Raw genomic sequence first — 26761 nt, forward strand, 5'->3', positions numbered from 1 at the left:
CGGTTTACAGGCAATAAAAAAGCAGGCCAGATGGCCTGCTTTTTTTATCTGAGTGATTTACTTGTTCGCTGGAGTGATGTTGGAAGCGTGCATGCCCTTAGGGCCTTGCTCCATTTCAAACTCCACAAGTTGGCCAGCCTTTAACGTGCGATACCCCTCCATCTGAATAGTGGAGTAGTGTGCAAACACGTCCTCACCACCAGTCTCTGGGCAGATAAATCCGAATCCTTTGGCGTTGTTAAACCACTTAACTGTTCCGTTAGCCATACCTCGACTTCCTTCCATTAGTCTTGAATCGTCTTGTAATCGTTAGATTTCCCCCATATAACAGAGGTACGGGGGAAACATAGCGGCCAACTTTTGCTGTTGACCCTTAATCATTAACAAAGTGATAACGTATGAGTCAAGGCTTAATTACGTCATTATCTACAACAAACCCATTTAGAGTGACTACGCTTTTATTATGAGCAGAGAGACCAACACGGATTTTGTTGTTGAACGGGAAGAGCAACAACAAGCGGTAGAGCCGCCTCGTCAGTACAAGGTGATACTGAACAACGACGACTACACGCCAATGGATTTTGTGGTTGAAGTACTGCAGAAATATTTTTCAAAAACCGTCGAACAAGCCACCGAAATTATGTTGTCGGTGCATTATCAGGGTAAGGGGGTGTGCGGCCTCTATTCCATGGACATTGCTGAAACCAAGTCCATGCAGGTAAATCGATATGCGAGAGAGAACGGCCATCCTCTGTTGTGTTCAACAGAGCAGGTCTGATGTGAAGTTTTACGTAACTCAGGGGAAATCCATATGCTGAATAAAGACCTCGAATTGACCTTGAATAACGCATTTCAAAAAGCGAAAAGCAGTCGACACGAGTTCATGACCGTCGAGCACCTGTTGCTGGCGCTATTGGAAAACCCTGCGGCCAAAGAGGCCCTTGAAGCCTGTGGCGCAAAACTGGTGAACCTCAAACAGGATATTGAAGGGTTCATTGAGCAAACCACCCCACTGATCCCCGCCGATGACGAAGAGCGGGAGACTCAGCCCACCCTAGGGTTCCAGCGCGTGTTGCAGCGGGCGGTATTCCACGTACAGAGCAGCGGCCGCAATGAGGTGTCCGGTGCCAACGTATTGGTGGCCATTTTCAGCGAGCAGGAGTCCCAAGCGGTCTACCTGCTGCGCAAATCCGATGTGACCCGTTTGGATGTGGTTAACTTCATCGCCCATGGCGTCGTGAAGGGTGACGGCAGCGAAGGTAGCATCGAAGACAACAGCGTCAATGATGACGCACAAGCGGATGACAACGCCGACAGCAGCGATAAGCTGGAAAACTTCGCTACCAACTTGAATGAGCAAGCGCAATCGGGCTTGATTGACCCATTGATTGGTCGTGATTCTGAGCTGGAACGCACCATTCAGGTGTTGTGTCGCCGCCGCAAAAACAACCCGCTGTTGGTGGGTGAGGCCGGTGTGGGTAAAACCGCCATCGCCGAAGGCCTAGCTTATCGAATCGTTAACGAGCAGGTTCCTGAGGTGATGAAAGACTGCATCATCTTCAGCTTGGACATGGGCTCGTTGCTGGCGGGGACCAAGTATCGAGGCGATTTCGAAAAACGGTTTAAATCCGTGTTGCGCCAGTTGCAGCGCCGCAAAAACGCCGTGCTGTTTATCGATGAGATTCACACCATCATTGGTGCCGGTGCTGCCAGCGGCGGCATGATGGATGCGTCGAACTTGCTTAAGCCGATGCTCTCTAGCGGCAAATTGCGCTGTGTGGGCTCCACTACCTACCAAGAGTTCCAGGGCATTTTCGAGAAAGATCGCGCTTTGGCACGACGTTTCCAGAAGATCGACGTGGTCGAGCCCAGTGTTGAGGACACCACTCGAATTTTGCAGGGGCTGAAAGAGCGCTATGAGGCGCACCACGGGGTGCGTTATACCCAATCAGCGCTGTCAGCAGCCTCTGAGCTGGCCGCTAAGCACATCAACGAGCGTCACCTGCCTGATAAGGCCATTGACGTTATCGATGAAGCAGGAGCCCGTATGGCGCTGCTGCCGCCGTCTAAGCGTAAGAAGACGGTATCTGTGACCGACATCGAAGCGATCATCGCTAAGATTGCTCGCATTCCAGAGAAATCGGTATCGGCGTCTGATAAAGATCTGCTGAAGAATCTGGATCGCAATCTGAAAATGGTGGTGTTTGGCCAAGATCAGGCCATCGACTCCTTAACGGCGGCCATTCGTCTGTCCCGTAGTGGTCTGGGCAGTGAAGATAAGCCCGTGGGTAACTTCATGTTGGCAGGCCCAACCGGTGTGGGTAAAACCGAGATTACCCAGCAGCTGGCCCGCTTATTGGGTGTGGAGCTTATCCGTTTCGACATGTCTGAGTACATGGAGCGCCACAGCGTTAGCCGTTTGGTGGGCGCGCCTCCAGGCTATGTGGGCTACGACCAAGGCGGTCTGCTGACCGATGCGGTGATCAAGCAGCCTCACAGTGTGGTATTGCTCGATGAGATTGAAAAAGCCCACTCTGATGTCTACAACTTGCTGCTGCAGGTGATGGACCACGGTACGTTGACTGATAACAATGGCCGTAAGGCAGACTTTAGAAATGTGATTCTGGTGATGACCACCAACGCCGGTGTTCAGGAGACCATTCGTAAGTCCATCGGCTTCCAGCAGCAGGATCACAGCCTAGATGCGATGACGGAGATCAACCGAGTGTTCACACCGGAATTCCGTAACCGTTTGGATTCCATTGTCTGGTTTAACCATCTGGATATGCAGGTTATCGCCAAAGTGGTCGATAAGTTCTTAGTTGAGCTGCAAGCCCAACTGGATGACAAAGGCGTGGTGATGCATGTGGATGACGACGCTCGCACCTGGATGGCTGAGAAGGGTTACGATCAGAACATGGGGGCACGGCCAATGAGTCGTTTGGTTCAGGAGCAGCTGAAGAAGCCTCTGGCCAATGAGATCCTGTTTGGTCGTCTGCAGAAGGGCGGTGACGTTACCATTACCGTGGTGGACGATGCTCTGTCATTCGAGTATTCCAGCGAAGACAAAGCGGTGGTTGCTGATTAACTGCAACTGAGAAGCATTAATACCAAAAAGCCCAGCATTCGCTGGGCTTTCTTATAATCGATTTACGAAACAGCCGCCGTGGTCACTGCTCCGGTAACAGCGATTAACGAGAGCGGAAGACGATGCGACCTTTGGACAGATCGTATGGAGTCAGAGCTACAGTTACGGTATCGCCGGTAAGGATACGGATGTAGTTCTTACGCATTTTTCCAGAGATGTGGGCAGTTACAACGTGACCATTTTCCAACTCAACACGGAACATTGTGTTAGGAAGGGTTTCCAAAATGGTCCCCTGCATCTCAATACTGTCTTCTTTTGCCATTAAAAGGTTATCCTGTTACGAAACGAAAATCGGGCGTATCATGCCGCAAAAGCACGCCACTGTAAAGGCGTAGGCCATTTGAGCGGCAAATGCGCTTCATCAAGCCCTTGTTGACCGATGAAATTACACCATCTCCAAGGTTTTCCAGCCCTTGTGGGTTAGGGTTTGGCAGGGGCGATACTGGGTTTTATAGGACATTTTACTGCATTGGTCTATTTGATAGCCCAGATAGAGAAAATGCTTACCCATCCGCTTGGCAAATTCTATTTGCATTAAGATGCCGCAACGTCCGAGGGAGCGTTTATCTAAACCGGGGTCAAAGAAGGTGTACACCGCAGACAGCGAGTGCTCCAACACGTCGGTCACGGCCACCATCACCAGTTTCCCATCCAGCCGTGCTTCGAGATAGGTCTGTGGTAACCACTGGCACTGAAGAAAGCGTTGGTACTGCTCCTGAGTTGGCGGATACATGGGGCCATCGTTGTGACGTTCTCGAATGTAACGCATATACAGCGCCTGCTGCTCTTCAGTGACCTCTTCTACCGCGCGCCAGACAAGATCCCGGTTTTTGGCCAGTACCCGCTTTTGAGAGCGACTGGGAGTAAAGGTTTTAACCGGCACACGAATTGGCTGACAGGCGCGACAGGAAGGGCAGTGCGGCCGATAGACGTCATCGCCACTGCGACGAAACCCCATGGCCATCAATGACTCAAAATGCTCAGGCGTCATCTTACTTTGCACGATCAGCAGCTGCTCCTGCTGGTCAGGACGATAACTGCAGGCAAAGGGTTGGCTAATGCCGACAGGTAAACGGCTTGCTTCAGACATTCAATGTAATCCTCTGTGGCAGCCACAGCTTCATATCTATCAGTTTACCGCCATGGGCCGCTAACAGCTCAAGAAACTCGCTACGAGGCATCGCTTTTGCCCCTAGAGAGCTCAGGTGATCATTGGGCACCTGAGCATCAACCCAATCAACGCCGCAGCGTTTTAGGTGCTCGATGAGCGCCCAAAAGGCGATTTTTGAGGCATCGGTTTGGCGGTGAAACATCGACTCGCCACAAAATACGCCGCCAATCAGCAGCCCATATAAGCCGCCAACGAGTGTGTCTTCATCCCACACCTCAACGGAATGACCAATCCCTTGACGATGCAGCTCAAGGTAGCTTTGTTGCATGGACTGGGTGATCCAGGTGCCGCCCTGCTGATCTCGTGGCGCAGCGCAGGCCTGCATCACTGAGAGAAATTGGTGGTTGAGGGTGATGCGCCATGGGTGTTTTCGGCCTCGTTTCTTCAAACTTTTTGATGGCACAAACTCCGAGACTCGAAACACCGCTCTGGGGTCTGGAGACCACCAAAGAATGGGTTCATCGGGATTAAACCAAGGGAAAATACCTTGTTGATAGGCCGCATGTATTCGTGCCGGGCTTAAATCGCCGCCAATGGCCAGCAGGCCATTGGGCTCATCCAGCGCATTATCTGGCTTAGGGAACCAATGGCTTTCGTCATGCAGGTAGCGGACAACTTGGGTCATAGTGGGTATTATCTAACTAAGCCTATCGACAAAGAGAACGATGATGCGGATGAAAACTTTTGCCCTGTGGGCACTCTTACTGGCCTCATTTAGCTTATGGGCCTCTCCCTATAATCGTAACACAGCGGTACCGGTGCAGAAGGTTGAATATGCAACAGTCGAGTCGGTGCGACAGGTTCATCAGCAAGAGTTGGTGGAAGATAAAAATCGGGGTTGGAAAACCTTCGGCGGTGCTCTGGCCGGTGGTTTGATTGGCAATCAGTTTGGTGACGGCTCCGGCCGCGATGTGGCCACGGTGCTGGGCGCATTACTTGGAGCCGGAATGGTGCAAAATCGCAGCCCGGCGTATCAGGTTCGCGAATTGGTGCTGGTTGAACTGATGGTGATGACCGATGCCGGTGAGCGATTGATGGTGCTGCAGGATCAAGACCCGAGAATGCACTTTAATGCTGGCGATGAGGTGCGTTTGGTGTACCTATCTGAAGGCAGCGTTCGAGTCGATAAAGCGATGTAGCGAAGGGCTACATCGCTTAACACGATGAGTTAACCAAACTGCCCTTGGTGCATGGTCAGTACCCTGTCCATGCGCTCAAGGCCCGCTTGCTTGTGAGTGACGTAGATGACGCTGCGGTCGCTGTCGAGCAGTTCATCCAATACCTTCTGTTCTGTATCGTTATCCAATCCTTCGGTGGGTTCATCCATCAGTAGCCATTTTCCTGGGTGGAGTAGGGCTCGTGCTAACCCGATACGGCGGGCTTCACCTCCGGATAGAGGGCGGCCGCCATCACCAAGCCACAACGACAGGCCTTTCGTCTCTAACAGATGATCCAGACCAACGCGGGAAAGTACGGTAACCAGCTCAGCCTCGCTGGCACCCGTCGCGGCGATACGAAGGTTATCTGCCAAAGTGGCGTTGAAGATGTGTACCTTCTGCTCGATAACGCATAGGTTCGCTCTAAGGGATGCTTCGCTTATTGTATTCAGTGGCGTATCCGCCAGTGTGATGCGCCCTGAATTGGGTTGCCACTCTCGGCTTATCAGTTGCAACAGGGTGGACTTACCACAACCTGTCTTGCCGACGATGGCGATCTTCTCTCCTGGGTGCAGCTCTAGCTGGCAGTCGCTCAGGGCGGGGTTAATGGCGCCGGGATAACTGAAATTAAGTGCTTCCATACGAAGCACCCCTTCGGTCCACGGTTGGTCTCCGAATGTTTGCGTTGGCGCATGATTGAGTATCGGGTTGAGCCGACGGGCGGCACTCAAGGTATGGCTTAAGTGCTGGAAGGCGCCGGCAACCGGAATAATTGCCTCAAAGCTGGCTAGAGTTAAAAAGCCAACCAGTGCCAATAATGGCCCAGGAGGAGCTAGGGCACCAATTTGATCGGCTCCCAGATAGAGCATCAGCACCAGTGTCCAACCGTTGAGCAGTTGCAACAGGAACTGCGACAGCGCCGTCAGCCCATTCAGCCGTTTTTGAGCATCCAGCAGTTGCTGTTCAGATTCGGCAACTTTGTGGCGCTGCTCATCCATTGCGCCATAAACACTGAGCTCAGTATGGGCACTGAGGGTATCGTTAAGATCTTGGCGAAGAGATTGCGTAGCATCCCCCAGTTTCTCGCCCGGGCGTTTACCAAGCTTATAAAACAGCATTGGCAGGGTCAGCAGTAACCCCACTAGCACCGCTCCCAGCACCAAGGCCAATTCAATGTCGAACCAGCTTAAAAACAGCACGCAGCCAGCAATGGCAACCACTGCCGCAATCAGCGGTGAGATGAGGCGCAGATAGATGTGATCCAAAGTATCTACGTCGCTGACCATGCGGTTGAGGAGGTCGCCACTGCGCAGCGACTGACGATCTTTGGCTGGCAGCGGCAGTAAGGCTTCAAAGAAGCGGCCTCGCAGCAGAGTCAGGATACGGAAGGTGGCATCGTGGCTCACCACTCGCTCAGCCCAGCGAGCAACGGTTCTGAGTAGGGAAAAACCGCGAACCCCTGCGGACGGGTACAGATAATTAAATTGGCCCCGAGTTGCTATCACTAGCCCAGCGCTGGCGGACGCGGCCAAGAACCAGCCGGACAGGGTTAACAGACCAATGCTGGCGATAAGGGTGATGATGGCCAGTAACACCCCAAACAGCATCGGCCATTTGTGACGGGCAAACAGACGGATAAAGGGCCATAAATCAGACATTGGTTTTGCCCTCTCTTGGTGTCAGTTGTACGCAGTGATCCATGGTGTCCAGACTGTCTTGTCTGTGGGTCACCATAATGACGGTTTTGTCTTGCCAGTGGGTTTTGAGACCGTCCATAACATAGGCTTCACTTTGAGCATCGAGACTGGCCGTCGGTTCATCCAAAAGCAGCAGTGGTGCGTTTTTGAGTAGAGCACGGGCCAAGGCCAACCGCTGGGCCTGACCGACGGAAAGGCCGCCATTATTTTCATGGATTGGGTGATTGATTCCTTGGGGAAGCTGAGACACCACCTCATCAAAATGTGCTTGCTGGCAGGCCTGAGCAATCTCTTCCTGAACGAGCTGTTTTTGGCCTAATTTCAGGTTGTCTTCGACGCTGCCGTAGATGAGTGCAGGGTTTTGCCCAAGCCAGCTGTATTGGCGTAGCCAATCGCTACGCAGCAGCTCACGCAACTCCTGGCCGTTAACTTTGACGCTGCCGGTGTAGGGAAGCAGCCCCATTAGCACCTGCAAAATGGAGGTCTTTCCGGCGCCGGACTGTCCAATCAGTGCCAATTTTTGGCCGTGCTCTAGGTGAAAGCTGACCGGATTGGTGAGCTCGGTACCCTCAATGCTCATGGCCACCAGATTGTTGGCCTCAATGGCAATCTGACTCGCATCGGCAAAAGGGGTTTGTCCAAGCTCTTGCTCTGGCCGTTCCAAAAATTCGATGATCGACTCTGCGGCGCCTAAAGCCTGCGCCTTGGCGTGATAGTAACTGCCAAGATCTCGAAGCGGCTGGTAGAACTCCGGTGCCAACAGCAGTACCAAAAAGCCGGTAAATAGGGAAATGCCCAGCCCGTAATGGCCAAAGTTAAGGTGGCCTAGGTAGCTAAAGCCGAAGTAGACCGCAATCAAGGCGATGGAGATGGCGGCGAAAAATTCCAGCACTGCGGAGGAGAGAAACGCCATCCGCAACACTTCCATAGTGCGATGACGAAAGTCCTCTGACGCTTCGTTGAGCTGATTGAGCTCCCGATCGGCGGCGGCAAATTGACGAATGGTGCTAAGCCCTTTCAGGTGATCTAAGAACACCGTTGATAATCGACCTAGAGCTTTGAAGTTGCGCTTGTTAGCATCGGCCGCGCCCATGCCAATGATGGCCATGAACAGCACCGTCAGAGGTGCGGTGGCCAGCAGAATGATGCCAGCTATCCAATTGATGGGGAACAGCAGTACCAGAATCATGGTTGGAATGAGGGCCGCCAGTACCATCTGTGGCAGGTATTTACAGTAGAAGTCGTTCAACTGCTCAACTTGATCCAGAAGGGTAGTGGACCAACTGCCTGCACTTCGAGTTTGGGTAAACGCGGAGCCTAAGCGATCCAACTTGTCCAGTATCGCCTGGCGAGTTTGCTGACGAACCATGGCACCGACATGAAACCCAAAGCGCTCTTTGGCGCCATTGGCCGCCGCACGCAGTAAAATGAGCCCAGCTAACATTAAGAAAGCGTCGGTGAGTTTATTTGCAGGCGTTGATTCGATGATCAATTGGTGAAGCAGGTTTGCCAGCACCCAAGCTTGGCCAAGCGTGGCAAGGCCGGCGACGGTACCGCATAACAGGGTGAGAATGAGCCAAGATTTGGCAGGCTTAACGGCGCCTTTGAGCCACAGTGACAAACGTCGCTGCTGCACTTTATCCATAGATTTCTACTATAAAAGTGGGTAATACCAAGAAGATAAAATAGACTCGCTATTGAATCTGTGCGGTATAAAAAGGGGAGATGATTCTCCCCTTAGTATTTACTGTGTTGCGGTTATTGGGCGTCGAGGAAGCGCTCGGCATCCAAGGCCGCCATACAACCACTGCCAGCGGAGGTGATCGCTTGGCGGTAGTTGTGATCCATCACGTCACCGGCGGCGAATACGCCTTCAATGCTGGTGGCGGTGGCGTTACCTTCTAAGCCGCTTTGTACTTTGATGTAGCCATTTTCCATCGCCAACTGCCCTTCGAACATAGCGGTGTTCGGCTGGTGACCGATGGCGATAAAGGCGCCGGCTACCTCAACCACTTCCGTGGCATCGGATTGGGTGTCTTTGATACGAATGGCGTTGACGCCCATGTCATCGCCCAGCACCTCATCCAAAGTGCGGTCGGTGTGCAGGATGATGTTGCCGTTTTCAACCTTATCCATCAGGCGCTTGATCAGAATCTTCTCGGCGCGGAAGCTATCACGGCGGTGTACCAAGTGAACCTCTGACGCGATGTTCGACAGGTACAGAGCCTCTTCAACGGCGGTGTTACCACCACCGACCACGGCAACCTTCTGGCCACGGTAGAAGAAGCCATCACAGGTTGCGCATGCAGACACGCCGCGACCTTTGAACGCTTCTTCTGATTCCAAGCCTAGGTATTTGGCTGAAGCACCAGTTGAGATGATCAGTGCGTCACAGGTGTATTCGCCGCTGTCGCCTTTAAGACGGAATGGGCGGTTTTTCAGATCCACTTCATTAATGTGGTCGAACAAAATCTCGGTCTCAAACTTCTCCGCGTGTTCCTGCATCCGTTGCATGAGTCCGGGACCGGTCAGATCGTTGGCGTCGCCAGGCCAGTTTTCCACTTCGGTAGTGGTGGTCAACTGACCCCCTTGCTGCATACCGGTGATCAGAACTGGGTTTAGGTTGGCTCGGGCAGCGTAAACCGCTGCGGTGTAGCCGGCTGGGCCGGATCCCAAAATTAGTAGGCCACAGTGTTTTACTTGGCTCATTAGACTCTCCATCCTTATGTGCGGAATTGTCAGAATTCTATGGGGCTGCGCCGCAAAAGAAAAGGGGCCTTTGGGCCCCTTTTTTCGATTGCGTTGTCCGCTTTTAGTTCCAGCTGGATTTAGTTCAGCAGTGGACGCGGGTCTACGTACTCGAAGTTCAGTGCTTCGGCGACCTCAGCACAGGTGATCTTGCCATCCATCACGTTTAGGCCGTTGAGCAGGTGCTGATCATCCAGCAACGCTTGCTTGTATCCTTTCTCTGCTAGGGCAATGATGTACGGCAGGGTGGCGTTGTTCAGGGCGAACGTGGAGGTGCGTGGCACCGCGCCTGGCATGTTGGCAACACAGTAGTGCACAACATCGTCGACGATGAACACAGGATCCTGGTGAGTGGTCGCCTTAGAGGTTTCCACACAACCACCTTGGTCGATGGCCACGTCAACAATGGCAGAGCCAGGCTTCATCTTGCTGATGTGCTCGCGAGTGACCAGCTTAGGCGCTGCGGCGCCAGGGATCAGAACGCCACCAATGACCAGATCCGCTTCCAAAACGTGACGCTCAAGGGCTTCTTCGGTGGAGTACACCACTTTCGCGCGGTTTTCGAATTGGTTGTTAAGGCTACGCAGTACGTCAACATTGCGATCAAGGATGGTGACGTCAGCGCCCATGCCGACGGCCATCAGGGCTGCGTTACGGCCAACCATGCCACCGCCGATAACCACAACTTTCGCTGGCTCTACACCTGGTACGCCGCCCAGCAGCATGCCGCGGCCTTGATTGGATTTCTCAAGGGCCTGTGCACCGGCTTGGATAGACATGCGACCCGCCACTTCTGACATCGGAGCCAGCAGCGGCAGACCACCGCGATTATCTGTTACGGTTTCGTAAGCAATGCAGATGGATCCACTATTGATGAGATCTTCAGTTTGCGGGAGATCTGGGGCCAAATGCAGGTAGGTAAATAGGATTTGACCTTTGCGCAGCATGGCGCGCTCAACGGCTTGTGGTTCTTTGACCTTTACGATCATCTCGGCTTTAGCAAACACCTCCTCAGCGCTGCCAACTACTTCCGCACCAGCTTGGATGTAGTCCTGATCTTCAAAACCGATACCACTTCCTGCAAGGGTCTGCACCAATACTTGGTGGCCGCGACGGGTAAGCTCGCGTACGCTTGCAGGCACCATGCCTACACGATATTCATGATTTTTAATTTCCTTGGGTACACCGATGATCATAAGGTCCTCTTTATTATTTTCTATTAATCCGTAGGCGGAACTGGTGAATTTGTCTGTCTGAACATGATTTTTTCATGGCTATCGAGTGCGAATCAGTATATTATTCAGTCGGAAGTTTTTCTTCCGATATATTTGGGCATTATTAGGATAAAATCCCAACCATAAAGGGAAAAGGAAGCACAAAATGGCATATAATAAGAAAAAGCCACTCAAAGAGTTGGATAGAATCGACCGTAACATTCTGAATGAACTGCAGAAGGACGGCCGTATCTCCAATGTTGAACTCTCCAAGCGCGTAGGTTTGAGTCCTACTCCTTGTTTGGAACGAGTGAAACGTCTTGAAAGACAAGGCTTTATTCAAGGCTACACTGCGCTAGTCAACCCCCATTATCTCGGCGCCTCATTGTTGGTTTATGTCGAGATTACCCTTAACCGTGACTCCCCAGAAGTGTTCGATAAGTTCAATCAATCGGTAATGGAACTGGAAGACATCCAAGAGTGCCACTTGGTATCCGGTGACTTCGATTACCTATTGAAGACTCGAGTTAGCGATATGTCCGCCTATCGCCAACTCCTGTCCGAGACGCTGTTGAAACTTCCAGGAGTGAAAGACACTCGTACTTACGTAGTGATGGAAGAGGTTAAACAAACCAGCCGCGTACAGATTTCGCAAAACGTTCCTGCCGTATAGGCTTCGTTAAATCTTTAAGGTTGAATCTAAAGCGCTGCGATTATCGCGGCGCTTTTTTATGCCTGATGGAAAATAGACCGCTAAAGATTGACCTAAGCCTTTATTTCCGCAGCTAAGCTGTATAGATAACCATGCATTGGCCTTCAGAGTTTGGTAAGGTTGATGCTTATATTTACTATTGAGATCAAAAGGTAATTAGCTTGAGTGAGCAAGCGGTGCAACCACGTACGCTTAATGGGGTTCAGCGGTTGTTAGAAGGTGGCCTGATTCTGTGTACCATGCTGGCGCTGTATGTGTTGGCAGCCCTTGGAGAGTTTCACCCAGGAGACCCAGGTTGGAGCCAAACGTCTTGGAGCGGTGAGGTCAATAATCAGTTGGGGCCGGTCGGTGCTTGGCTGGCTGATCTGCTCTATTTTGCGTTTGGTATCAGTGCATGGTTCATACCGGTGCTGATTGCATCCACCGGCTGGTTGATGTTCCGCCGCCGCTATCGCTTGCAAGAGGTTGATTACTTCTCGGTAGCTCTGCGCATTGTCGGTTTGCTGTTGGTGCTGCTCGGGTGCTCTACGTTAGCCTCAATCAATGCCGACGATATTTACAACTTCTCTGCGGGTGGTGTCATTGGTGATGTTATCCGTGATGCGATGTTGCCCTATTTCAATCTGCTCGGCACCACCATGCTGTTGCTGTGTTTCCTTGGTGCGGGCTTTACTCTGTTTACTGGCATTAGCTGGGCTACGGTCGCGGAAACGGTGGGCTGGGGGGTTAACTCCAGTGCACTGTGGCTGTGGAGACTGCCAAAACGCTTCAAAACTAAGAGCGACGAACCCGCAACACAGGCTACTAAGCCGTCCAAGGCCACAACGCCATCGAAAGCCAAACCTGAGATGGCCGAAGTGGGCGGCGCTAGCAATACCGATCCGCTGGCGGAATACGACGTGGCTGAAGAGCAGCCTTCTGACTGGATTGATCGCGTTCCTTTCCTGTACCGCTTCGAGTGGTTCAATAAGTTTGTGGCGTGGTATGACGAGCGCCGCTACGGCCCCGAGTCAGAAGACAGCGGCCTAGAGGTCGATACCGAGCTATCCGATGAGCTTAAACAGGCGGTGGATGGTCGAGCTGAGCCGGTGCTGCAAACCTTAGCGCCGGAGCCAAGCATCGGCGCGCCTAAGGTGGCGACAGACTATCAAGAGCCGGTAATGACGACTCCTGTGGTTGAAGCGCCCATCAGCGAGCCTCAACCTGAGATTCAAGCACCAGTAGCTCAGGCTCCTAAGGCGCCTTTGGCTCCTGCACAAACCGAGATTACGCCGTCTGAAGCGCAAACCTTGATGCCAACCTTGGAGTTATTGGACAGACCCAATAAAGCCAAGAACCCCATCAGCCAAGAGGAGCTGGATCAGATAGCTCGCCTAGTGGAGCTAAAACTGGCCGACTTTAACGTCGATGCCAAGGTGGTTGATGTGCATCCAGGACCGGTGATTACCCGCTTTGAGCTCGATCTAGCTCCTGGAGTAAAAGTATCTAAAATCAGTAATCTAGCTAAAGATTTGGCCCGAGCGCTGTCGGCGGTTAGTGTGCGAGTGGTTGAGGTCATCCCAGGCAAATCGGTGATCGGTCTAGAGCTGCCGAATAAACACCGAGAAGTGGTGTACCTGCGTGACGTATTGGGCTGCGAGCAGTTTGAACAATCCAAATCGAATCTCGCCATGGTGTTGGGTCAGGATATTTCCGGCTTCCCTGTGGTCGTAGACTTAGGCAAGATGCCTCACCTACTGGTGGCGGGTACCACTGGCTCTGGTAAATCCGTGGGCGTAAACGTGATGATTGTGAGCTTGTTGTACAAGTCCACACCGGAAGACGTTCGCCTTATCATGATCGATCCAAAGATGTTGGAGCTGTCGGTATACGAAGGCATTCCGCATCTGCTTTGCGAAGTGGTAACCGACATGAAAGAGGCCTCCAATGCCCTGCGCTGGTGCGTGGGGGAGATGGAGCGTCGTTATAAGTTGATGTCGGCCCTAGGAGTGCGAAACCTCAAGGGCTACAACGCCAAGATTTTGGAAGCGAAACAGGCTGGTGAGCCGATTTTGGATCCACTTTGGAGCGCCACCGACTCCATGGACGTGCAGCCTCCGGAGCTGGAGAAGCTGCCCTCCATCGTAGTGGTGGTGGATGAGTTTGCCGACATGATGATGATTGTTGGTAAGAAGGTGGAAGAGCTGATCGCCCGTATTGCCCAGAAGGCGCGTGCGGCTGGCATTCACTTGATTCTGGCGACTCAGCGGCCATCGGTGGATGTCATCACCGGTTTGATTAAGGCCAACATTCCAACTCGGATTGCGTTCCAAGTATCCAGCCGTGTGGATTCTCGCACCATTTTGGACCAGCAAGGTGCAGAACAGCTGCTGGGCCAAGGTGACATGCTGTACTTGCCACCGGGTACCGGTGTGCCTAATCGAGTTCATGGCGCCTTTGTGGACGATCATGAAGTGCACCGAGTGGTCGCCGATTGGCGAGCTCGTGGCAAGCCTAATTATATTGAAGAGATTTTGGCTGGCGAAAGTGGTGGCGAACAGGTGTTACTCCCTGGTGAAGCCGCCGAGGGCGATGCCGAGAAAGATGCCCTTTACGATGAAGCCGTGGCCTTTGTGATTGAATCACGCCGCGCGTCTATCTCCAGCGTGCAACGTAAGCTGAAAATTGGCTACAACCGCGCGGCACGCATGGTCGAAGAGATGGAAGCCGCCGGCGTGGTCAGTGCACCAGGGCACAATGGCAACCGTGAAGTGCTGGTGCCTAACCGCCAGTAACCTAGACAGAAGAGACGCTATGAAGCCGATGTTAATTTTGGCAGTGATGCTGCCTTTCGTGGCCCATGGGGCGGCGGACGACAATTTAAAACAGAAACTGGCGCAGCTAGAGCAGTTCTCTGCCCAGTTTAATCAACAGGTCTATGATGAGGCGGGGCAGCTAACCAGCACCGCGTCTGGCGAGCTGTCGATGCAGGCCCCGGATCGGATGCGTTGGCAGCAGCAGATCCCCGATGACTACCTGATTATTGCTGACGGTCAAGCGGTGTGGGTGTATGAGCCCTTTATGGAAGCCGCCACGGTTTACCGTCAAGACGATGCGGTGGCCCAAACGCCGGTCACCATTTTGACTCAAAGCCAATCCGATGCGTGGCAGCAGTATGACGTTAGCCAGCAGGGCGATTGCTATACGCTTGCGGCAAAAGAAGAAGACAGCCAAATCAGTGCCATGAAGGTTTGCTTCGATGGCCAAATCATCAAATCGTTGACCATGAACTACAGCTATGGTGGTCACAGCGACCTTACACTTACCGGCTTTACCACAGAAGCTCAGGCAGCAAGTTTATTTGAATTTGTGGCCCCAGAAGGCACCGAAATTGACGATCAGCGTGGTCAATGAGCAGTTTATCCCTAGATTTTAGCCCTGACTTTCGGCCGTTGGCTGCCCGCATGCGGCCAACTAAGCTGGAGCACTACATCGGTCAGGAGCATCTGTTTGCCAAAGGCAAACCCCTTCGCCAAGCCCTTGAGGCTGGCCGTGCCCACTCCATGATCTTGTGGGGGCCACCGGGAACCGGTAAAACCACATTGGCCGAGCTGGTGGCGGAGTACTCCAACGCTCACGTCGAGCGCATCTCAGCGGTTACCTCTGGAGTAAAAGAGATTCGTGAAGCCATCGCCAAAGCCAAAGACGTGGCTCAGGCTCATGGCCGCAGAACCTTGCTATTCGTTGACGAAGTCCATCGCTTTAATAAGAGCCAACAAGACGCTTTTTTGCCCTTCATTGAAGATGGCACGGTGATCTTCATCGGTGCCACCACAGAGAACCCATCGTTTGAGGTCAACAGTGCATTGCTGTCTCGGGCTCGAGTGTATGTGATTAAAAAGCTGTCCTCTGAAGCCATCGAAACCATCCTGCGAGATGCGGTAAACGATGTTGAGCGCGGCTTAGGTAAGCGCCAGCTTACCTTACCCGATGAGGTGGCCAGCGCCTTAGCTACGTTGGTTGATGGCGATGCCCGGCGAGCGCTGAACCTACTTGAACTGATGGCCGACATGAGTGATGACGGCCTGCTAACACTGGAACACCTCAGTGAAGTGGGCGGCGAGCCCATCGCTCGTTATGACAACAAAGGCGATCAGTTTTACGATCTTATCTCGGCGGTGCATAAGTCCGTTCGTGGCTCTAACCCGGATGGAGCCCTATATTGGTTCTGCCGCATCTTAGAGGGCGGCGGCGATCCCCTGTATGTGGCTCGCCGGCTGTTGGCCATCGCCTCAGAAGATATCGGTAACGCCGACCCGAGAGCCATGGACGTGGCACTAAATGCCTGGGATTGTTTTCACCGAGTCGGGCCTGCGGAAGGGGAGCGAGCCATCGCTCAAGCTATTTTGTACCTGGCGGCAGCGCCAAAGAGCAATGCCACTTATACCGCCTTTAAAGCGGCGCGGCGTCTGGCAAAAGAGACGCCGTATCTTGAGGTGCCAGTTCACTTACGTAATGCCCCAACCAAGTTGATGGCAGAGCTGGGGTATGGCGCCGAATATCGATATGCCCACGACGAACTGGGGGCCTATGCCAGTGGCGAGGTATATCTGCCACCGGAGATCATGGATGCGACTTTCTATCAACCCAGCGAACGCGGCATGGAGAAACGCATCAAGGAAAAGCTGGATTATTTGGCGGAACTTGACCGCCTAAGTGAGCAAAAACGCTATGAATAATCTAATTGCGGTGGCCTTAGGTGGCGCAGTGGGAGCAAGCGCACGGTATGGTTTGTCATTATTAGCGATAAAGCTATTCGGAACTGGCTTTCCCTTTGGTACACTGATGGTCAACTGCATTGGCTCATTGATGATGGGCGCATTATATGCCTGGGGTGATGTGTCAGACTTGCCTCCCGCCTTAAAGGCATTTGTGGGGGTTGGCATGTTAGGGGCTTTGACCACCTTTTCCACCTTTTCCAATGAAACCCTTCTGCTCATGCAGGAAGGGGATATCGTCAAGGCGATGTTGAATGTTTTGCTGAACGTCGGGCTCTGTCTTGTGATGGTGTACGTCGGTCAGCAGTTGGTTTACGCACGAATTTAGAAAAAGAGCGATATGTTAGACAGCAAATACCTAAGAGCTGACCTCGAGCAAACTGCCGAGCGTCTAGCTACTCGTGGTTACATCCTAGATGTGGCCCGTTTGACCAAATTGGATGAACAGCGTAAGGCGCTGCAGGTCGAGACTCAGGAACTGCAAGCTGAACGTAACAGTCGCTCCAAAGCCATTGGTAAAGCCAAGGCTCAGGGCGAAGACATTGCACCGCTGCTGGCCGAAGTTGCCTCCATGGGTGACAAGCTGGCCGCCACCAAGGCAGAACAAGATAAGCTGTTGGCCGAGTGGGACGACATCGTTGCAGGCATTCCTAACCTGCCACACGAGTCCTGCCCAATTGGCGCCGACGAAGATGAAAACGTTGAAGTGAGCGTATGGGGTGAACCTCGTAAGTTCGATTTCGAAGTGAAAGACCACGTGGATGTGGGCGAAGGCGTAGATGGCCTAGATTTCGCTGCTGCCGCAAAACTGTCCGGCGCACGTTTCATCGTGATGAAAGGTCAGGTCGCCAAAATGCACCGTGCCCTAGCGCAGTACATGCTTGACCTGCACACCAGCGAGCACGGCTACACCGAGATGTACGTGCCTTATCTGGTGAACCCAGATAGCCTGCGAGGCACCGGCCAGCTGCCTAAGTTTGGTGAAGATCTGTTCCACACCGAGCAGCTATCTGAGGACACTGACCGTCGCCTAAGCCTTATTCCAACGGCCGAAGTGCCGCTGACCAATACGGCTCGCGACGAGATCTTCGAAGCTAAGGATCTGCCACTGAAGCTAACCGCTCACACGCCGTGTTTCCGCAGCGAAGCGGGCGCATCTGGCCGTGATACCCGTGGTCTTATCCGTCAGCACCAGTTTGACAAAGTCGAGCTGGTACAGCTGGCCAAGCCTTCTGAGTCCATGGCGGCCCTAGAAGAGCTGACCGGTCACGCTGAAAAAGTACTGCAGAACCTGAACCTGCCGTACCGTAAAGTGGTTCTGTGTACTGGCGACATGGGCTTTGGTTCTACCAAAACTTACGATCTGGAAGTGTGGGTACCTAGCCAAGACAAGTACCGCGAGATCTCCTCTTGCTCCAACATGGGTGACTTCCAAGCTCGCCGCATGCAGGCTCGCTGGCGTAACCCAGAGAGCAAGAAGCCTGAGCTTCTGCACACCCTAAATGGCTCAGGCCTGGCAGTTGGCCGTACCTTGGTCGCTATTTTGGAAAACTACCAGCAAGCTGACGGTCGCATTGAGATCCCAGAAGCGCTGCGTCCATACATGGGTGGCTTGACTCACATCGGTTAATCGGTGAGTTAGCGACCAATATTTGAAAATCCCCTCAGGGTTTCCTGAGGGGATTTTTTTATGACTTGATTTCGACAAATTAACTTTTAAATTCGGGCCAAATTAGCCAGTTTAATCGATTGATAACGGGCTTAGACGGTGACCACCTGTGGCGGTTATGGTGCTGATTAAATAAACCTCACTCAGTCAAAAACGCCCCTTTTTGGGCGTCAAATTCCCTTGGTGAACTTTGGGTTTTGGAATAATTTCAGATCAGCGGTTTTCGGCTAGGTCGTACCTTTCCGGACCACTCAGAGGAAGCAGATATTCAAGGAGGAGTAATAACAATAAGAGTATCGAGGTCATATGAGTCACGTTATATCCGTTGGCCCACTGGAGTCGTTTCTAGTTGCCATCAGTGTGCTGTTTTTAGGCCACAGCATTAATGCCAAATTTCCTATCTTAAAGCGTTTCAATATCCCCGAGCCCATTGTTGGAGGCTTGGTGGTGGCAGCTTTCATTACGGCTTTGCACTTCAATCAGGTGGAGCTGAAGTTTGACCTGCCGCTGCAAAACACCTTCATGTTGATGTTCTTCGCCACCGTTGGCTTATCGGCAAACTACACCCAGCTGTTAAAGGGTGGGGCGAAGGTGTTTCTGTTTTTGGCCATCGCCTCGGTGTTCATTGTCTTGCAAAACGCCGTTGGTATTTCATTGGCAACCCTGCTGGGGCTTGACCCACTAATGGGCTTGATTGCCGGCTCCATAACCCTAACCGGCGGTCATGGAACCGGTGCGGCTTGGGCGCAGACGCTTGAGCAAAACTACGGCTTGAGCAATACCTTGGAGATCGCCATGGCGTCGGCTACTTTTGGCCTGATCATGGGCGGCATCATCGGCAGTCCAGTAGCGCAGCGGCTCATCAACAAGCGAAAGCTCAGCTCTCAATATGGCTGTGGCGATAAAATTAGGCCCCACCCTGAAGTGGCGACGTTTCAAGATAACGATCAAGAAAAGGTAACCGCTAATAAGATCATTGAGATGCTGTTTATCATGGCGCTGTGTGTTACCGGTGCTAAGTATCTGGAAACCTGGGTCAGTGGTTTTGATATTGCGTGGTTAACCATACCGGATTTCGTGTATGCGCTGTTTATTGGCGTGGTGGTCACCAACCTGCTGGAAGTCACCAAGGTGCGCCACATCGATACCGAAACCATCGACATCTTAGGTACGGTGTCGTTGTCGCTGTTTTTGGCGATGGCGTTGATGAGCCTGAAGCTGTGGAACGTGTTTGATCTGGCCATTCCGTTTCTAATCATCCTGACGGTGCAGTCGCTGATCATCGGCCTGTTTACCTATTGGGTGACCTTTAGGCTGATGGGCAGCAATTACGACGCGGCAGTGATCGCCAGCGGCCATTGTGGTTTTGGTTTGGGCGCTACCCCAACGGCGGTGATGAACATGGGGTCCGTGGTGAACCGATTCGGCCCGTCGCCTCAGGCGTTTATGGTGGTGCCCATTGTGGGGGCCTTCTTTATCGACATTGTGAACCTGATGATTTTGCAGGCCTACCTAGCAATTATTGGGTGAACAAAAAAAGCGCCTCGTCTGAGGCGCTTTGTGAATGGCCAAAACGGCAGTTACAGCCGAATCTTGCCTTGTCCCTGACGAATTTGCATGCTGTCAGGGGCGGTGAGCTTAAGGGCGGTTTTGAGCTTGCCGCCGAGGTTGATGGTGTTGACCTGGGACGGCTCAAGCTCCATTAAGACTTGATTGGACACGCACAGTTGGCTGCCAAGCTGTGAGCGCTCAACCTCCTGATAGATCCACACATCACGCACTTCCGCTTCCACGCCAACCCAGTCTAGGGAAGTGGCGTTTTCGCAGCCGAGGCCAAAGTTGGCGTTCAAATAGCGCTCAAGGCGGCCTTCGGCGCTGCTGAAATCCTCGGCGCCCTGAAGGTTTAGAGCGCGAGCCAGATCATTGGCGCTGTAGCGGTGCACAATTTCGATGCGTTCGCCGTCTTGGCTTAAGCTGAGGTCGGTCATGCCAAAGTGATATTGATGGGCGCTGCTGGCCGAACTCCATAGAGACAGCAGCAGAGACAATGTCAGTAAGCTAAGCGGCTTCATTGGTCACCCTCAGTGCTGTTGGCGTCTTCGGTTTTTAGCGGCTCGGCGTATTTCTGCATCAGGTTTTTCTTTTTCTTCTGCTTAAACAGCTGCAAACGAGACTGACTGATCTGCCTTGGGTAGTGGTTGTTCTGGGTATCGACATCCGCCGTTTGCCAGTATGGGTCAACCTCAACTTGGGTCAGGAGCTTATGAGGAGGACGCAGCAGCATCTTAGTAACTTGCTTGCTGTTTTTAACCCAGATCTCCGCCGGCAGATACAGCTCTTCAAAGCTGCCGTCGTCATAGCTGAGCTTCAATAGAATCGGCATCACCAAGCCGCCGAGGTTACTGAAGTCGAGCAGGTAGACGTTGTGCTTCTCTTTCAGCAGCTCTTGCTCGAACGGCTCCAGCTTTGCGAGGTCTTTGTGATACTTGTTGCGATCCGCATTGGTGGCGGTGAACTGGTCGTGTTCGTTATAAAAGTCGTGCAGCTCCGGCTTGCCGTCGATAAAGCGTGCCACTTCCGAGTTGCGCTGGCTGGTGATGCTCTCGGGCTTGTCGTGATGCTGTTGGCGCTTCCATTGCGACTCCACATCGGGATCTTGAGTGTTAACCGTGTAGTGGCGCACGTCATCGATGCTGATGTCCACGTGGTCGGTGCTGTAGAACCAGCCACGCCAGAACCAGTCCAGATCGGTGCCTGAAGCGTCCTCCATGGTGCGGAAGAAATCGGCGGGCATGGGCCGCTTGTACTTCCAGCGCTGGGCGTATTCACGGAAGGCAAAGTCAAACAGTTCGCGGCCTAAGATGGTTTCCCGCAAAATGTTCAAAGCGGTTGCTGGCTTGGAGTACGCATTGGGACCAAACTGCAAAATCGACTCAGAATTGGTCATGATCGGCACTTGATTGCTGCTCTTCATGTAACTGGTGATGTGCCGAGGTTCGCCGCCACGAGAGGGGTAATCTTCCTCCCAGCGCTGCTCTGCCAGATATTGCACGAAGGTGTTCAGGCCTTCGTCCATCCACGCCCACTGACGTTCGTCGGAGTTGACGATCATCGGGTAATAGATATGGCCAATCTCATGGATGATCACCGTGATAAGACCGTATTTGGTGCGGCGAGACCAAGTGCGGTCGCTGCGATCTTCTTCATTGATCTCTGGGCGAGGGCCATTGAAGGTGATCATCGGGTATTCCATGCCGCCTACCGGACCGTTTACCGAAATCGCCACCGGGTAGGGGTAATCGAAGCTGTAGTCGTTGTAGACGTCGATGGTGTGAATGATGGAGGCGGTGGAGTACTTATCCCACAGCGGCGTGGCTTCCTCTGGGTAGAAAGACATCGCCAAGGTGTCGGTGGCGCCTTTCTGATAACCCTGAGCGTCCCACAGGAACTTACGGGAGCCCGCCCAAGCGAAGTCGCGCACCTTATCGGCCTTAAATTTCCAGGTTTTGGTGCCTTTACCTCGGCGCTTTTCGTTCTCGAGCGCCTCTTCCAGGGTGATGATGTAAACCGGTTTGTCGGCGTCTTTGGCTTGCTCGAGGCGTTTGCGCTGGGCTTTGGTTAGGACCTGTTTGGGGTTCTCCAAGGTGCCGGTAGCGGCAACCACAAAGTCCTCCGGTACGGTAATGGCCACCTCATAATCGCCAAACTCTAGGGTGAATTCACCGTGGCGCAGGAATGGCTTGTTGTGCCAGCCGTTGGCATCACTGTAGGCGGCCATACGGGGGAACCACTGGGCCACTTCATAGAGGCGGTTTTCGTCACGCTCGAAGTACTCGTAACCACTGCGACCGCCAAGAACCTTCTGCTCATGGATTTGATAATTCCAGTGGATATCAAACTCCACATCGTCTCCGGATTTCAGTGGCGTTGGTAGGTCAATACGCATCAGGGTATCGACTACTGTGTAGTTCAGGGCTTTGCCATTGGCTAGCGCGACCTTAGTCAGCTCAATGCCACCGGGGTGACGCTGCCCCTCTACCGAAGATCGGAAGCTGCGCATATCGATGCGATTGGCTTTGTCGCCCTCTCTAGGAACGCTGGTGGTCTTCATTCGGTTGGCCATGGAGTCCTGACGGAACTTATTGGCGTCCAATAGTAGCCACAGGTAACGCAGGGTGTCTGGTGAGTTGTTCTGGTAGCGGATGCGCTCTTGGCCACTTAGGCGCTGGGTCGCATCATCGAGGCTGACTTTGATGTTGTAGTCTGCCTGCTGCTGCCAATACTGATGGCCTGGTGCACCGGAGGCGGTTCGGTAGGTGTTGGGCGTTGGCAGTTCGGCGTCTAGCTGGCGAAACTTATCGCCGGTGAGGGTAAGCGGATCCGCCGCCATCACTGCCGCGCTAAATAGGGCGCTGGCTAGAAGTAGGGTTCGAGTAAGCACGGGTGTTCCAATTGTTAGTATTATACCAATCACATTAATGTTCTGTGCAGTTCAGAAGCCCTCACAAGTTCTGAATCAAGGCAGCGTTGCGAAGGAATGTAGGTACCTTTTGAACAACGCTAACGCAGAGTCAGGGTTTGTGAGGGCTTCCCGGAGGGCTGATTTAATCGGCCCTCATACTGCGTTAGTAAATCTCACTTTAGATCCACTAGAGCTTCGCTTTACTGCCTTGTCTGAGAACCGATTAACTTCAGCTGAATGATCAGACCATTAGTGTGATTGGTATTGTTAGCTTTAAGGAGTGACACTGTAACACAGAGGTAAACCGATTGATTAATCGGATAAAAGTACTCGCTAGTCACTGTTTGGTGACCATTGGGAATTGCCGACAGAAGCTGGTGTGGCCGTTTATTGGGCAGTGCGAAGATCTAGCGATGGCGGCAAAGTCCAGTGTGAAAAACTGTGTAAATGAATGTGAAACGCCCTAGGTTTATTCAACCTAGGGCGTTGATTAATCAGACAACCGTGATTCGGTTAGTCATGATGCTTTATAGCACTGGAAGGTAGGTCAAAACACGGTAGTCGCGCTCTAACTGTTTATCCAGAATTTCACCAACGGTGCCGTTTGACAGTTTGGTGGCCAACGTAGCGGCATCGGCACTGGCTTTGAAGGCTTCAACTTCGCCAATGCGAGCAATCAACTGCAGGGCCAACACGTTTTCGCTGGTAGCTACGTAGATGCGCCCGTTATGGGCAATCTCCGCTTTCTTCTCCAAAGCGACGTCGTTCATGTGGATGCCCACATGTTCACGCCATTTACGTGCTTTTTCGAAGCCTTGGTAGTCACTGTCTTGAGAAGCCAGATCCACTTGACGCAGAACCATCTGCAATAGGTTGCTCTTACCTTTCGGGTAACCGCTGCGGTCGGTGTCAAAACCAAAGTAGCGGGCAACACTGCGAGCATAGTTTGGCAGAGGCTCAATGCTCTGATCTGCAAAATCTACGAAGTTTGGCATGTACTGTTGCAGCTCACCACTGGCACCGCAGTACTGGGTGAACAGAGGCTTGTCGCCCAGGCTCAGCCCGGTACCATCGGCCATGGCGATCTTACACAGCATGTCTTCGAAAACCGGTTCGATTTGTGGCAGATCAACCAGAGCTTTATAACCACGACTGCTGGTGCTACGAGGGGTTGTGCGGGAAACAAGAGCACGCACTGCCAGCAGTTTGTCTGGCCATACGCCCAGAACGTCACGCTCATTGACGTAAGGGTGGTTTGGAGAAGACTCAGGAGCTTTGATGCCGTTAAGCAAGCGACCGGAGAACTTCACGTCACCAACGTACAGTTGTCCTTGATAGTTGCTGTTGATCTTGGATTTAAAGATCAGCTCTTTTAACGCTTCTGGTGAATCGGAGTACTTGCTGATCACCTCGCCTGGCTGCAGTTTGTATTCCAGATCATCAGAATGGAATCGATAGCTTTCCAGAACATCGGCAAAATTGTAGCTTTGACGCAGTGCTGGGGTGTCGTCTGAGATCCAGTTGTAAGTTACTTCAACGGCAGCATCGCTCTCTCCCATCAGGGTTAAGAACAGCTTACCGGCATGATCAACAGGGCGCTGATAGCGGCAATACCATGCGTCTTCACCGGCGGCTGACTTTTGAGCGCAATCGCTGGCGATGAAGTTGTCTGGCGTGCCATACAGGCTGGTAAACACCTCTTCCATGGAGCTGATGTCTTCGACAAACTGGCGGATGTCATCAAACAAGCGCTTACGGCGCACGGTGTAGTTTAGTGAATGATCCTCGTACAGTGACTGACGGTTGTGGCGCAAGTTGCTGGTTTCATAACTGTCTTCATAACGTTCGATGTAGAAGTCAGCAATCTCTTCCAGTGTGCCACCGGCGTCGCTGCGGTTGCAGTTTGAGTTTAGGGTAACGTGACCGTCGGTACAGAAGTTGTAACGGCGTAGCTCATGGTTTTGCTCGACATTGAACAGCGCACCAAAGCGAGTCTCGCCATTAACGATGCCTTTGCGCAGCTCTTCACGACGTTTGGCATCTTCCTCTTTGAGAGAGACAAACTCCCCATCCTTCTTCTCCACTTCACGGGCATACGCAAAGCGTAAAGCCGCAAGGTCGTAGGGTTCGAAGGTTGTGGCAAAGCGGTTAACGTTGTAATCCATTTGGCTAGAGAATTCAGCGTTTACCGTTAGGTCCGGATAACCGGCGTCGGTGAAGGCTTTGTCCATCATCGCCATCTGTTCTTCGGTGAACAGATTGTCTTTGTCAGTGCTGCCTGAGAAGTTGTGACGTAAGCCAAAGTTGTGGCCCAATTCGTGGGTCAGCGTGCCGGCGAATGCTTGCGCAGCCAGCTTGGTGGTGAGCTCATCTTGCAGGTCAACAGGCAGGGTTTCAAAAGCAACCAGCTTGCTGCCAATCTCTTGGTTTTCCCAAAGTTCTGGGCGCTTCCAGTCGATCTTGTGATCTTTGATACCGGCAGGCAATTGGCGAGCCGAGCCACCTTCAGCGTAGACGTTGTCTAGGTGCATCATGGTGTTTTCAGACCAGTAGCTTCGAGTGTCTCGATCGTAGTCGACAAGCTCATCGAACTCTTGATTGTCTTTCACCAGTGCTGGAAGGGTGATCGCTTGTGCAGCTAAGGTTTGTTTGCCTTGTGCGGGCTGCTCAATGGTCGAAGTATCAACCTTGTTGACAGGTTGAGGCTGTTCAAGATCAAGGTTATTGCTCTTGCCGTAGTCCACTCCTGTCAATGCGGTTGTGGTGTCCGCATCCAGTCGGCCACGGTTGTAGTCCAGTCGAACTTGGCGGTAGTAGCGAACGGCGCCCTGTTTCAGGTTCGAGCTGTACTGGTTCACTCGACCGCTAATGATTTCACCGGTCAGTGGGTTAGCTGCTGATGGACCATAGCCCGCCAGACCGTTATCCAGTGGTTGGTCAAACAGAGTGATGTTGCTGTAACGAAGATCGCCATGACGTTTTTCGTTGGCTTGCTCTAGTTTGATCTCTGGGAAACCGGTGTTGAACAGCTTATTTTGAATGTTGATGGCAGTAACACTTTCGTTTGCCGCATCCAAGTATGCCTTGTTCTTCGCTTCGAAGAAGTTATTGCTCAAGTAGTAGGTAATACTATCTTTAGCTGGGTTGAAGCGATTCATGTAGGTGCGAACGTAGCCATCAACACCGTCGCTGTCGGTGGCATCACGGTACTGGTGACTGGAGGTAAAGTAGCCGTAGGTACCTTTTTCGTTTTCGCTGTACGGGATCTCCTCATAACCTTCGCTCGCCAACTGGTCCAGCGCCACGATGGAGATGTACTCAGTGGTGGTAAAGGAGAGGTTATCTAAACTGCCGTTATAGAACTGATTGATGCAGGACATGGTGGCTTGATAGGTGTGCTCAATCTCAAAGTTGATCACACCGGTTTCGAGATCCATCTCGTAACCTTTCCAGTCGTCGGCGCGAACCAGTCGAGGCGCTTCAGTCTCGGTAACGCATTCGCCAAACGTGAACAAGTCTTCGATGTTCAGTTCTGAGACTTTGGCATCTTCAAACTCAGGAATGAAGTAGCGCTTTTTGTCCCACGTTAGATCGCGGTCGTTATTCTCTTGCTCTTCATTGATGCACTCACGCCATTTGTCTTCGGTACACTTGAAGTCGATGTACGTGCCTGGAATGGTGAGAACGGGAGCCTGGTTGATGTCGGTCTGCCAGCGGCTGTCATGATCCAAACCGATGGTGTCGCGGTCAATTTGGCGAACTTGAATGCCGTTTTCAGTTTTTGCAAGGCTTACCAGTTTTGGATCACCTTGAGTAAAGCCTCGAATGGCGGCAGCGTAACGGGGCGCTTGGCCGACACTGCGGATATACAGATATTGGCGCTCGCCAGCTTTTTCAATGGCTGCGGTCGTTATCTGCTTTTCATCTTTTGGAAGCTCTTTGTAAGGCTCCTCGCCCGCTCCACAACCGGTCAGTGCAAGGGCACTGGTAATGGAGAGGCACAAAAGCGATTTATTCATCGGATCC

21 protein-coding genes are annotated in these 26761 nt (G+C 52.5%); 10 read left to right on the top strand and 11 right to left on the bottom strand.

Features of this window, described 5'->3' with window-relative positions; all coding sequences use genetic code 11:
* Positions 1-57 precede the first annotated feature (57 nt).
* Complete coding sequence (gene cspD, locus FCL42_RS14355; RefSeq protein ID WP_136864120.1) at positions 58-267, bottom strand: cold shock domain-containing protein CspD; 210 nt, start codon at positions 265-267, stop codon at positions 58-60.
* Positions 268-463: 196 nt separating this feature from the next.
* On the opposite strand from cspD, the gene clpS reads away from it, so the two are divergent.
* Together clpS and clpA are read left to right on the top strand one after the other, a co-directional pair.
* Positions 464-778: an ATP-dependent Clp protease adapter ClpS gene (clpS, locus tag FCL42_RS14360; protein ID WP_136864121.1), complete on the top strand. Its 315-nt coding sequence runs from the start codon at positions 464-466 to the stop codon at positions 776-778.
* Between the two features lie 33 nt (positions 779-811).
* Positions 812-3088 carry an ATP-dependent Clp protease ATP-binding subunit ClpA gene (gene clpA, locus FCL42_RS14365; protein ID WP_136864122.1) on the top strand — a complete coding sequence of 759 codons (2277 nt, stop codon included), beginning with the start codon at positions 812-814 and terminating at the stop codon, positions 3086-3088.
* 103 nt (positions 3089-3191) lie between these two features.
* On the opposite strand, the gene infA is transcribed toward clpA, so the two are convergent.
* From infA to aat, 3 genes are all read right to left on the bottom strand, one after another.
* Entirely contained in the window at positions 3192-3410 is a 219-nt protein-coding gene (gene infA / locus FCL42_RS14370; RefSeq protein ID WP_028108260.1) for a translation initiation factor IF-1, read from the bottom strand.
* A gap of 123 nt (positions 3411-3533) precedes the next feature.
* Entirely contained in the window at positions 3534-4238 is a 705-nt protein-coding gene (locus FCL42_RS14375) for an arginyltransferase (protein WP_136864123.1), read from the bottom strand.
* A complete protein-coding gene (gene aat / locus FCL42_RS14380; protein ID WP_136864124.1) occupies positions 4231-4944 on the bottom strand; it encodes a leucyl/phenylalanyl-tRNA--protein transferase in 714 nt (237 codons plus the stop codon). The genes FCL42_RS14375 and aat overlap by 8 nt, the downstream gene beginning before the upstream one ends.
* Positions 4945-4987: 43 nt before the next feature.
* Here aat and FCL42_RS14385 point away from each other — a divergent pair, with 43 nt between their 5' ends.
* On the top strand, positions 4988-5458 hold the full coding sequence (locus FCL42_RS14385; RefSeq protein WP_136864125.1) for an outer membrane lipoprotein: 471 nt from the start codon (positions 4988-4990) through the stop codon (positions 5456-5458).
* A gap of 29 nt (positions 5459-5487) precedes the next feature.
* Here FCL42_RS14385 and cydC read toward each other — a convergent pair whose 3' ends face one another.
* The 4 genes from cydC to ald all read right to left on the bottom strand — a co-directional run bounded on the left by cydC (position 5488) and on the right by ald (position 11117).
* Positions 5488-7134 (bottom strand): heme ABC transporter ATP-binding protein/permease CydC, encoded by a 1647-nt coding sequence (gene cydC, locus FCL42_RS14390; protein WP_136864126.1) that lies wholly within the window; start codon positions 7132-7134, stop codon positions 5488-5490.
* On the bottom strand, positions 7127-8818 hold the full coding sequence (gene cydD, locus FCL42_RS14395; RefSeq protein WP_136864127.1) for a heme ABC transporter permease/ATP-binding protein CydD: 1692 nt from the start codon (positions 8816-8818) through the stop codon (positions 7127-7129). Before cydD ends, cydC begins: the two co-directional genes overlap by 8 nt.
* Before the next feature lie 113 nt (positions 8819-8931).
* Positions 8932-9882: a thioredoxin-disulfide reductase gene (gene trxB, locus FCL42_RS14400; protein WP_136864128.1), complete on the bottom strand. Its 951-nt coding sequence runs from the start codon at positions 9880-9882 to the stop codon at positions 8932-8934.
* A gap of 119 nt (positions 9883-10001) precedes the next feature.
* Entirely contained in the window at positions 10002-11117 is a 1116-nt protein-coding gene (gene ald / locus FCL42_RS14405; protein WP_136864129.1) for an alanine dehydrogenase, read from the bottom strand.
* Positions 11118-11301: 184 nt separating this feature from the next.
* Here ald and lrp point away from each other — a divergent pair, with 184 nt between their 5' ends.
* The 7 genes from lrp to gltS all read left to right on the top strand — a co-directional run bounded on the left by lrp (position 11302) and on the right by gltS (position 19803).
* Positions 11302-11808 (top strand): leucine-responsive transcriptional regulator Lrp, encoded by a 507-nt coding sequence (gene lrp / locus FCL42_RS14410; protein WP_136864130.1) that lies wholly within the window; start codon positions 11302-11304, stop codon positions 11806-11808.
* A 215-nt stretch (positions 11809-12023) separates the two neighbouring features.
* Positions 12024-14621, top strand: coding sequence for a DNA translocase FtsK (locus FCL42_RS14415; RefSeq protein WP_229359872.1), 2598 nt, complete (start codon positions 12024-12026; stop codon positions 14619-14621).
* A gap of 19 nt (positions 14622-14640) precedes the next feature.
* Positions 14641-15240, top strand: a complete 600-nt coding sequence (gene lolA, locus FCL42_RS14420) for an outer membrane lipoprotein chaperone LolA (protein ID WP_169308401.1) — start codon at positions 14641-14643, stop codon at positions 15238-15240.
* Positions 15237-16565 (top strand): replication-associated recombination protein A, encoded by a 1329-nt coding sequence (locus tag FCL42_RS14425; protein WP_136864132.1) that lies wholly within the window; start codon positions 15237-15239, stop codon positions 16563-16565. The genes lolA and FCL42_RS14425 overlap by 4 nt, the downstream gene beginning before the upstream one ends.
* A complete protein-coding gene (gene crcB / locus FCL42_RS14430) occupies positions 16558-16932 on the top strand; it encodes a fluoride efflux transporter CrcB (protein ID WP_136864133.1) in 375 nt (124 codons plus the stop codon). The genes FCL42_RS14425 and crcB overlap by 8 nt, the downstream gene beginning before the upstream one ends.
* Before the next feature lie 12 nt (positions 16933-16944).
* The gene (serS, locus tag FCL42_RS14435; protein WP_136864134.1) at positions 16945-18234 is read left to right on the top strand and encodes a serine--tRNA ligase; all 1290 of its coding nucleotides are present in this window, start codon (positions 16945-16947) and stop codon (positions 18232-18234) included.
* Positions 18235-18579: 345 nt separating this feature from the next.
* Positions 18580-19803: a sodium/glutamate symporter gene (gene gltS, locus FCL42_RS14440; RefSeq protein ID WP_136864135.1), complete on the top strand. Its 1224-nt coding sequence runs from the start codon at positions 18580-18582 to the stop codon at positions 19801-19803.
* Between the two features lie 50 nt (positions 19804-19853).
* Here gltS and FCL42_RS14445 read toward each other — a convergent pair whose 3' ends face one another.
* From FCL42_RS14445 to FCL42_RS14455, 3 genes are all read right to left on the bottom strand, one after another.
* On the bottom strand, positions 19854-20345 hold the full coding sequence (locus tag FCL42_RS14445; protein ID WP_136864136.1) for a DUF6702 family protein: 492 nt from the start codon (positions 20343-20345) through the stop codon (positions 19854-19856).
* The gene (locus FCL42_RS14450; RefSeq protein WP_136864236.1) at positions 20342-22663 is read right to left on the bottom strand and encodes a M1 family metallopeptidase; all 2322 of its coding nucleotides are present in this window, start codon (positions 22661-22663) and stop codon (positions 20342-20344) included. Before FCL42_RS14450 ends, FCL42_RS14445 begins: the two co-directional genes overlap by 4 nt.
* Positions 22664-23262: 599 nt before the next feature.
* A complete protein-coding gene (locus tag FCL42_RS14455; RefSeq protein WP_136864137.1) occupies positions 23263-26754 on the bottom strand; it encodes a zinc-dependent metalloprotease in 3492 nt (1163 codons plus the stop codon).
* Positions 26755-26761: the final 7 nt, after the last annotated feature.

It is taken from the genome of Ferrimonas aestuarii, from assembly GCF_005116665.1.
Lineage (GTDB): Bacteria > Pseudomonadota > Gammaproteobacteria > Enterobacterales > Shewanellaceae > Ferrimonas > Ferrimonas aestuarii.

Bases quoted from the DNA above. Each gene is read 5' to 3' on its own strand.
- cspD (WP_136864120.1), bottom strand. From the start codon at position 267: ATGGCTAACGGAACAGTTAAGTGGTTTAACAACGCCAAAGGATTCGGA.
- clpS (WP_136864121.1), top strand. From the start codon at position 464: ATGAGCAGAGAGACCAACACGGATTTTGTTGTTGAACGGGAAGAGCAA.
- clpA (WP_136864122.1), top strand. From the start codon at position 812: ATGCTGAATAAAGACCTCGAATTGACCTTGAATAACGCATTTCAAAAA.
- infA (WP_028108260.1), bottom strand. From the start codon at position 3,410: ATGGCAAAAGAAGACAGTATTGAGATGCAGGGGACCATTTTGGAAACC.
- FCL42_RS14375 (WP_136864123.1), bottom strand. From the start codon at position 4,238: ATGTCTGAAGCAAGCCGTTTACCTGTCGGCATTAGCCAACCCTTTGCC.
- aat (WP_136864124.1), bottom strand. From the start codon at position 4,944: ATGACCCAAGTTGTCCGCTACCTGCATGACGAAAGCCATTGGTTCCCT.
- FCL42_RS14385 (WP_136864125.1), top strand. From the start codon at position 4,988: ATGCGGATGAAAACTTTTGCCCTGTGGGCACTCTTACTGGCCTCATTT.
- cydC (WP_136864126.1), bottom strand. From the start codon at position 7,134: ATGTCTGATTTATGGCCCTTTATCCGTCTGTTTGCCCGTCACAAATGG.
- cydD (WP_136864127.1), bottom strand. From the start codon at position 8,818: ATGGATAAAGTGCAGCAGCGACGTTTGTCACTGTGGCTCAAAGGCGCC.
- trxB (WP_136864128.1), bottom strand. From the start codon at position 9,882: ATGAGCCAAGTAAAACACTGTGGCCTACTAATTTTGGGATCCGGCCCA.
- ald (WP_136864129.1), bottom strand. From the start codon at position 11,117: ATGATCATCGGTGTACCCAAGGAAATTAAAAATCATGAATATCGTGTA.
- lrp (WP_136864130.1), top strand. From the start codon at position 11,302: ATGGCATATAATAAGAAAAAGCCACTCAAAGAGTTGGATAGAATCGAC.
- lolA (WP_169308401.1), top strand. From the start codon at position 14,641: ATGAAGCCGATGTTAATTTTGGCAGTGATGCTGCCTTTCGTGGCCCAT.
- FCL42_RS14425 (WP_136864132.1), top strand. From the start codon at position 15,237: ATGAGCAGTTTATCCCTAGATTTTAGCCCTGACTTTCGGCCGTTGGCT.
- crcB (WP_136864133.1), top strand. From the start codon at position 16,558: ATGAATAATCTAATTGCGGTGGCCTTAGGTGGCGCAGTGGGAGCAAGC.
- serS (WP_136864134.1), top strand. From the start codon at position 16,945: ATGTTAGACAGCAAATACCTAAGAGCTGACCTCGAGCAAACTGCCGAG.
- gltS (WP_136864135.1), top strand. From the start codon at position 18,580: ATGAGTCACGTTATATCCGTTGGCCCACTGGAGTCGTTTCTAGTTGCC.
- FCL42_RS14445 (WP_136864136.1), bottom strand. From the start codon at position 20,345: ATGAAGCCGCTTAGCTTACTGACATTGTCTCTGCTGCTGTCTCTATGG.
- FCL42_RS14450 (WP_136864236.1), bottom strand. From the start codon at position 22,663: ATGGCGGCGGATCCGCTTACCCTCACCGGCGATAAGTTTCGCCAGCTA.
- FCL42_RS14455 (WP_136864137.1), bottom strand. From the start codon at position 26,754: ATGAATAAATCGCTTTTGTGCCTCTCCATTACCAGTGCCCTTGCACTG.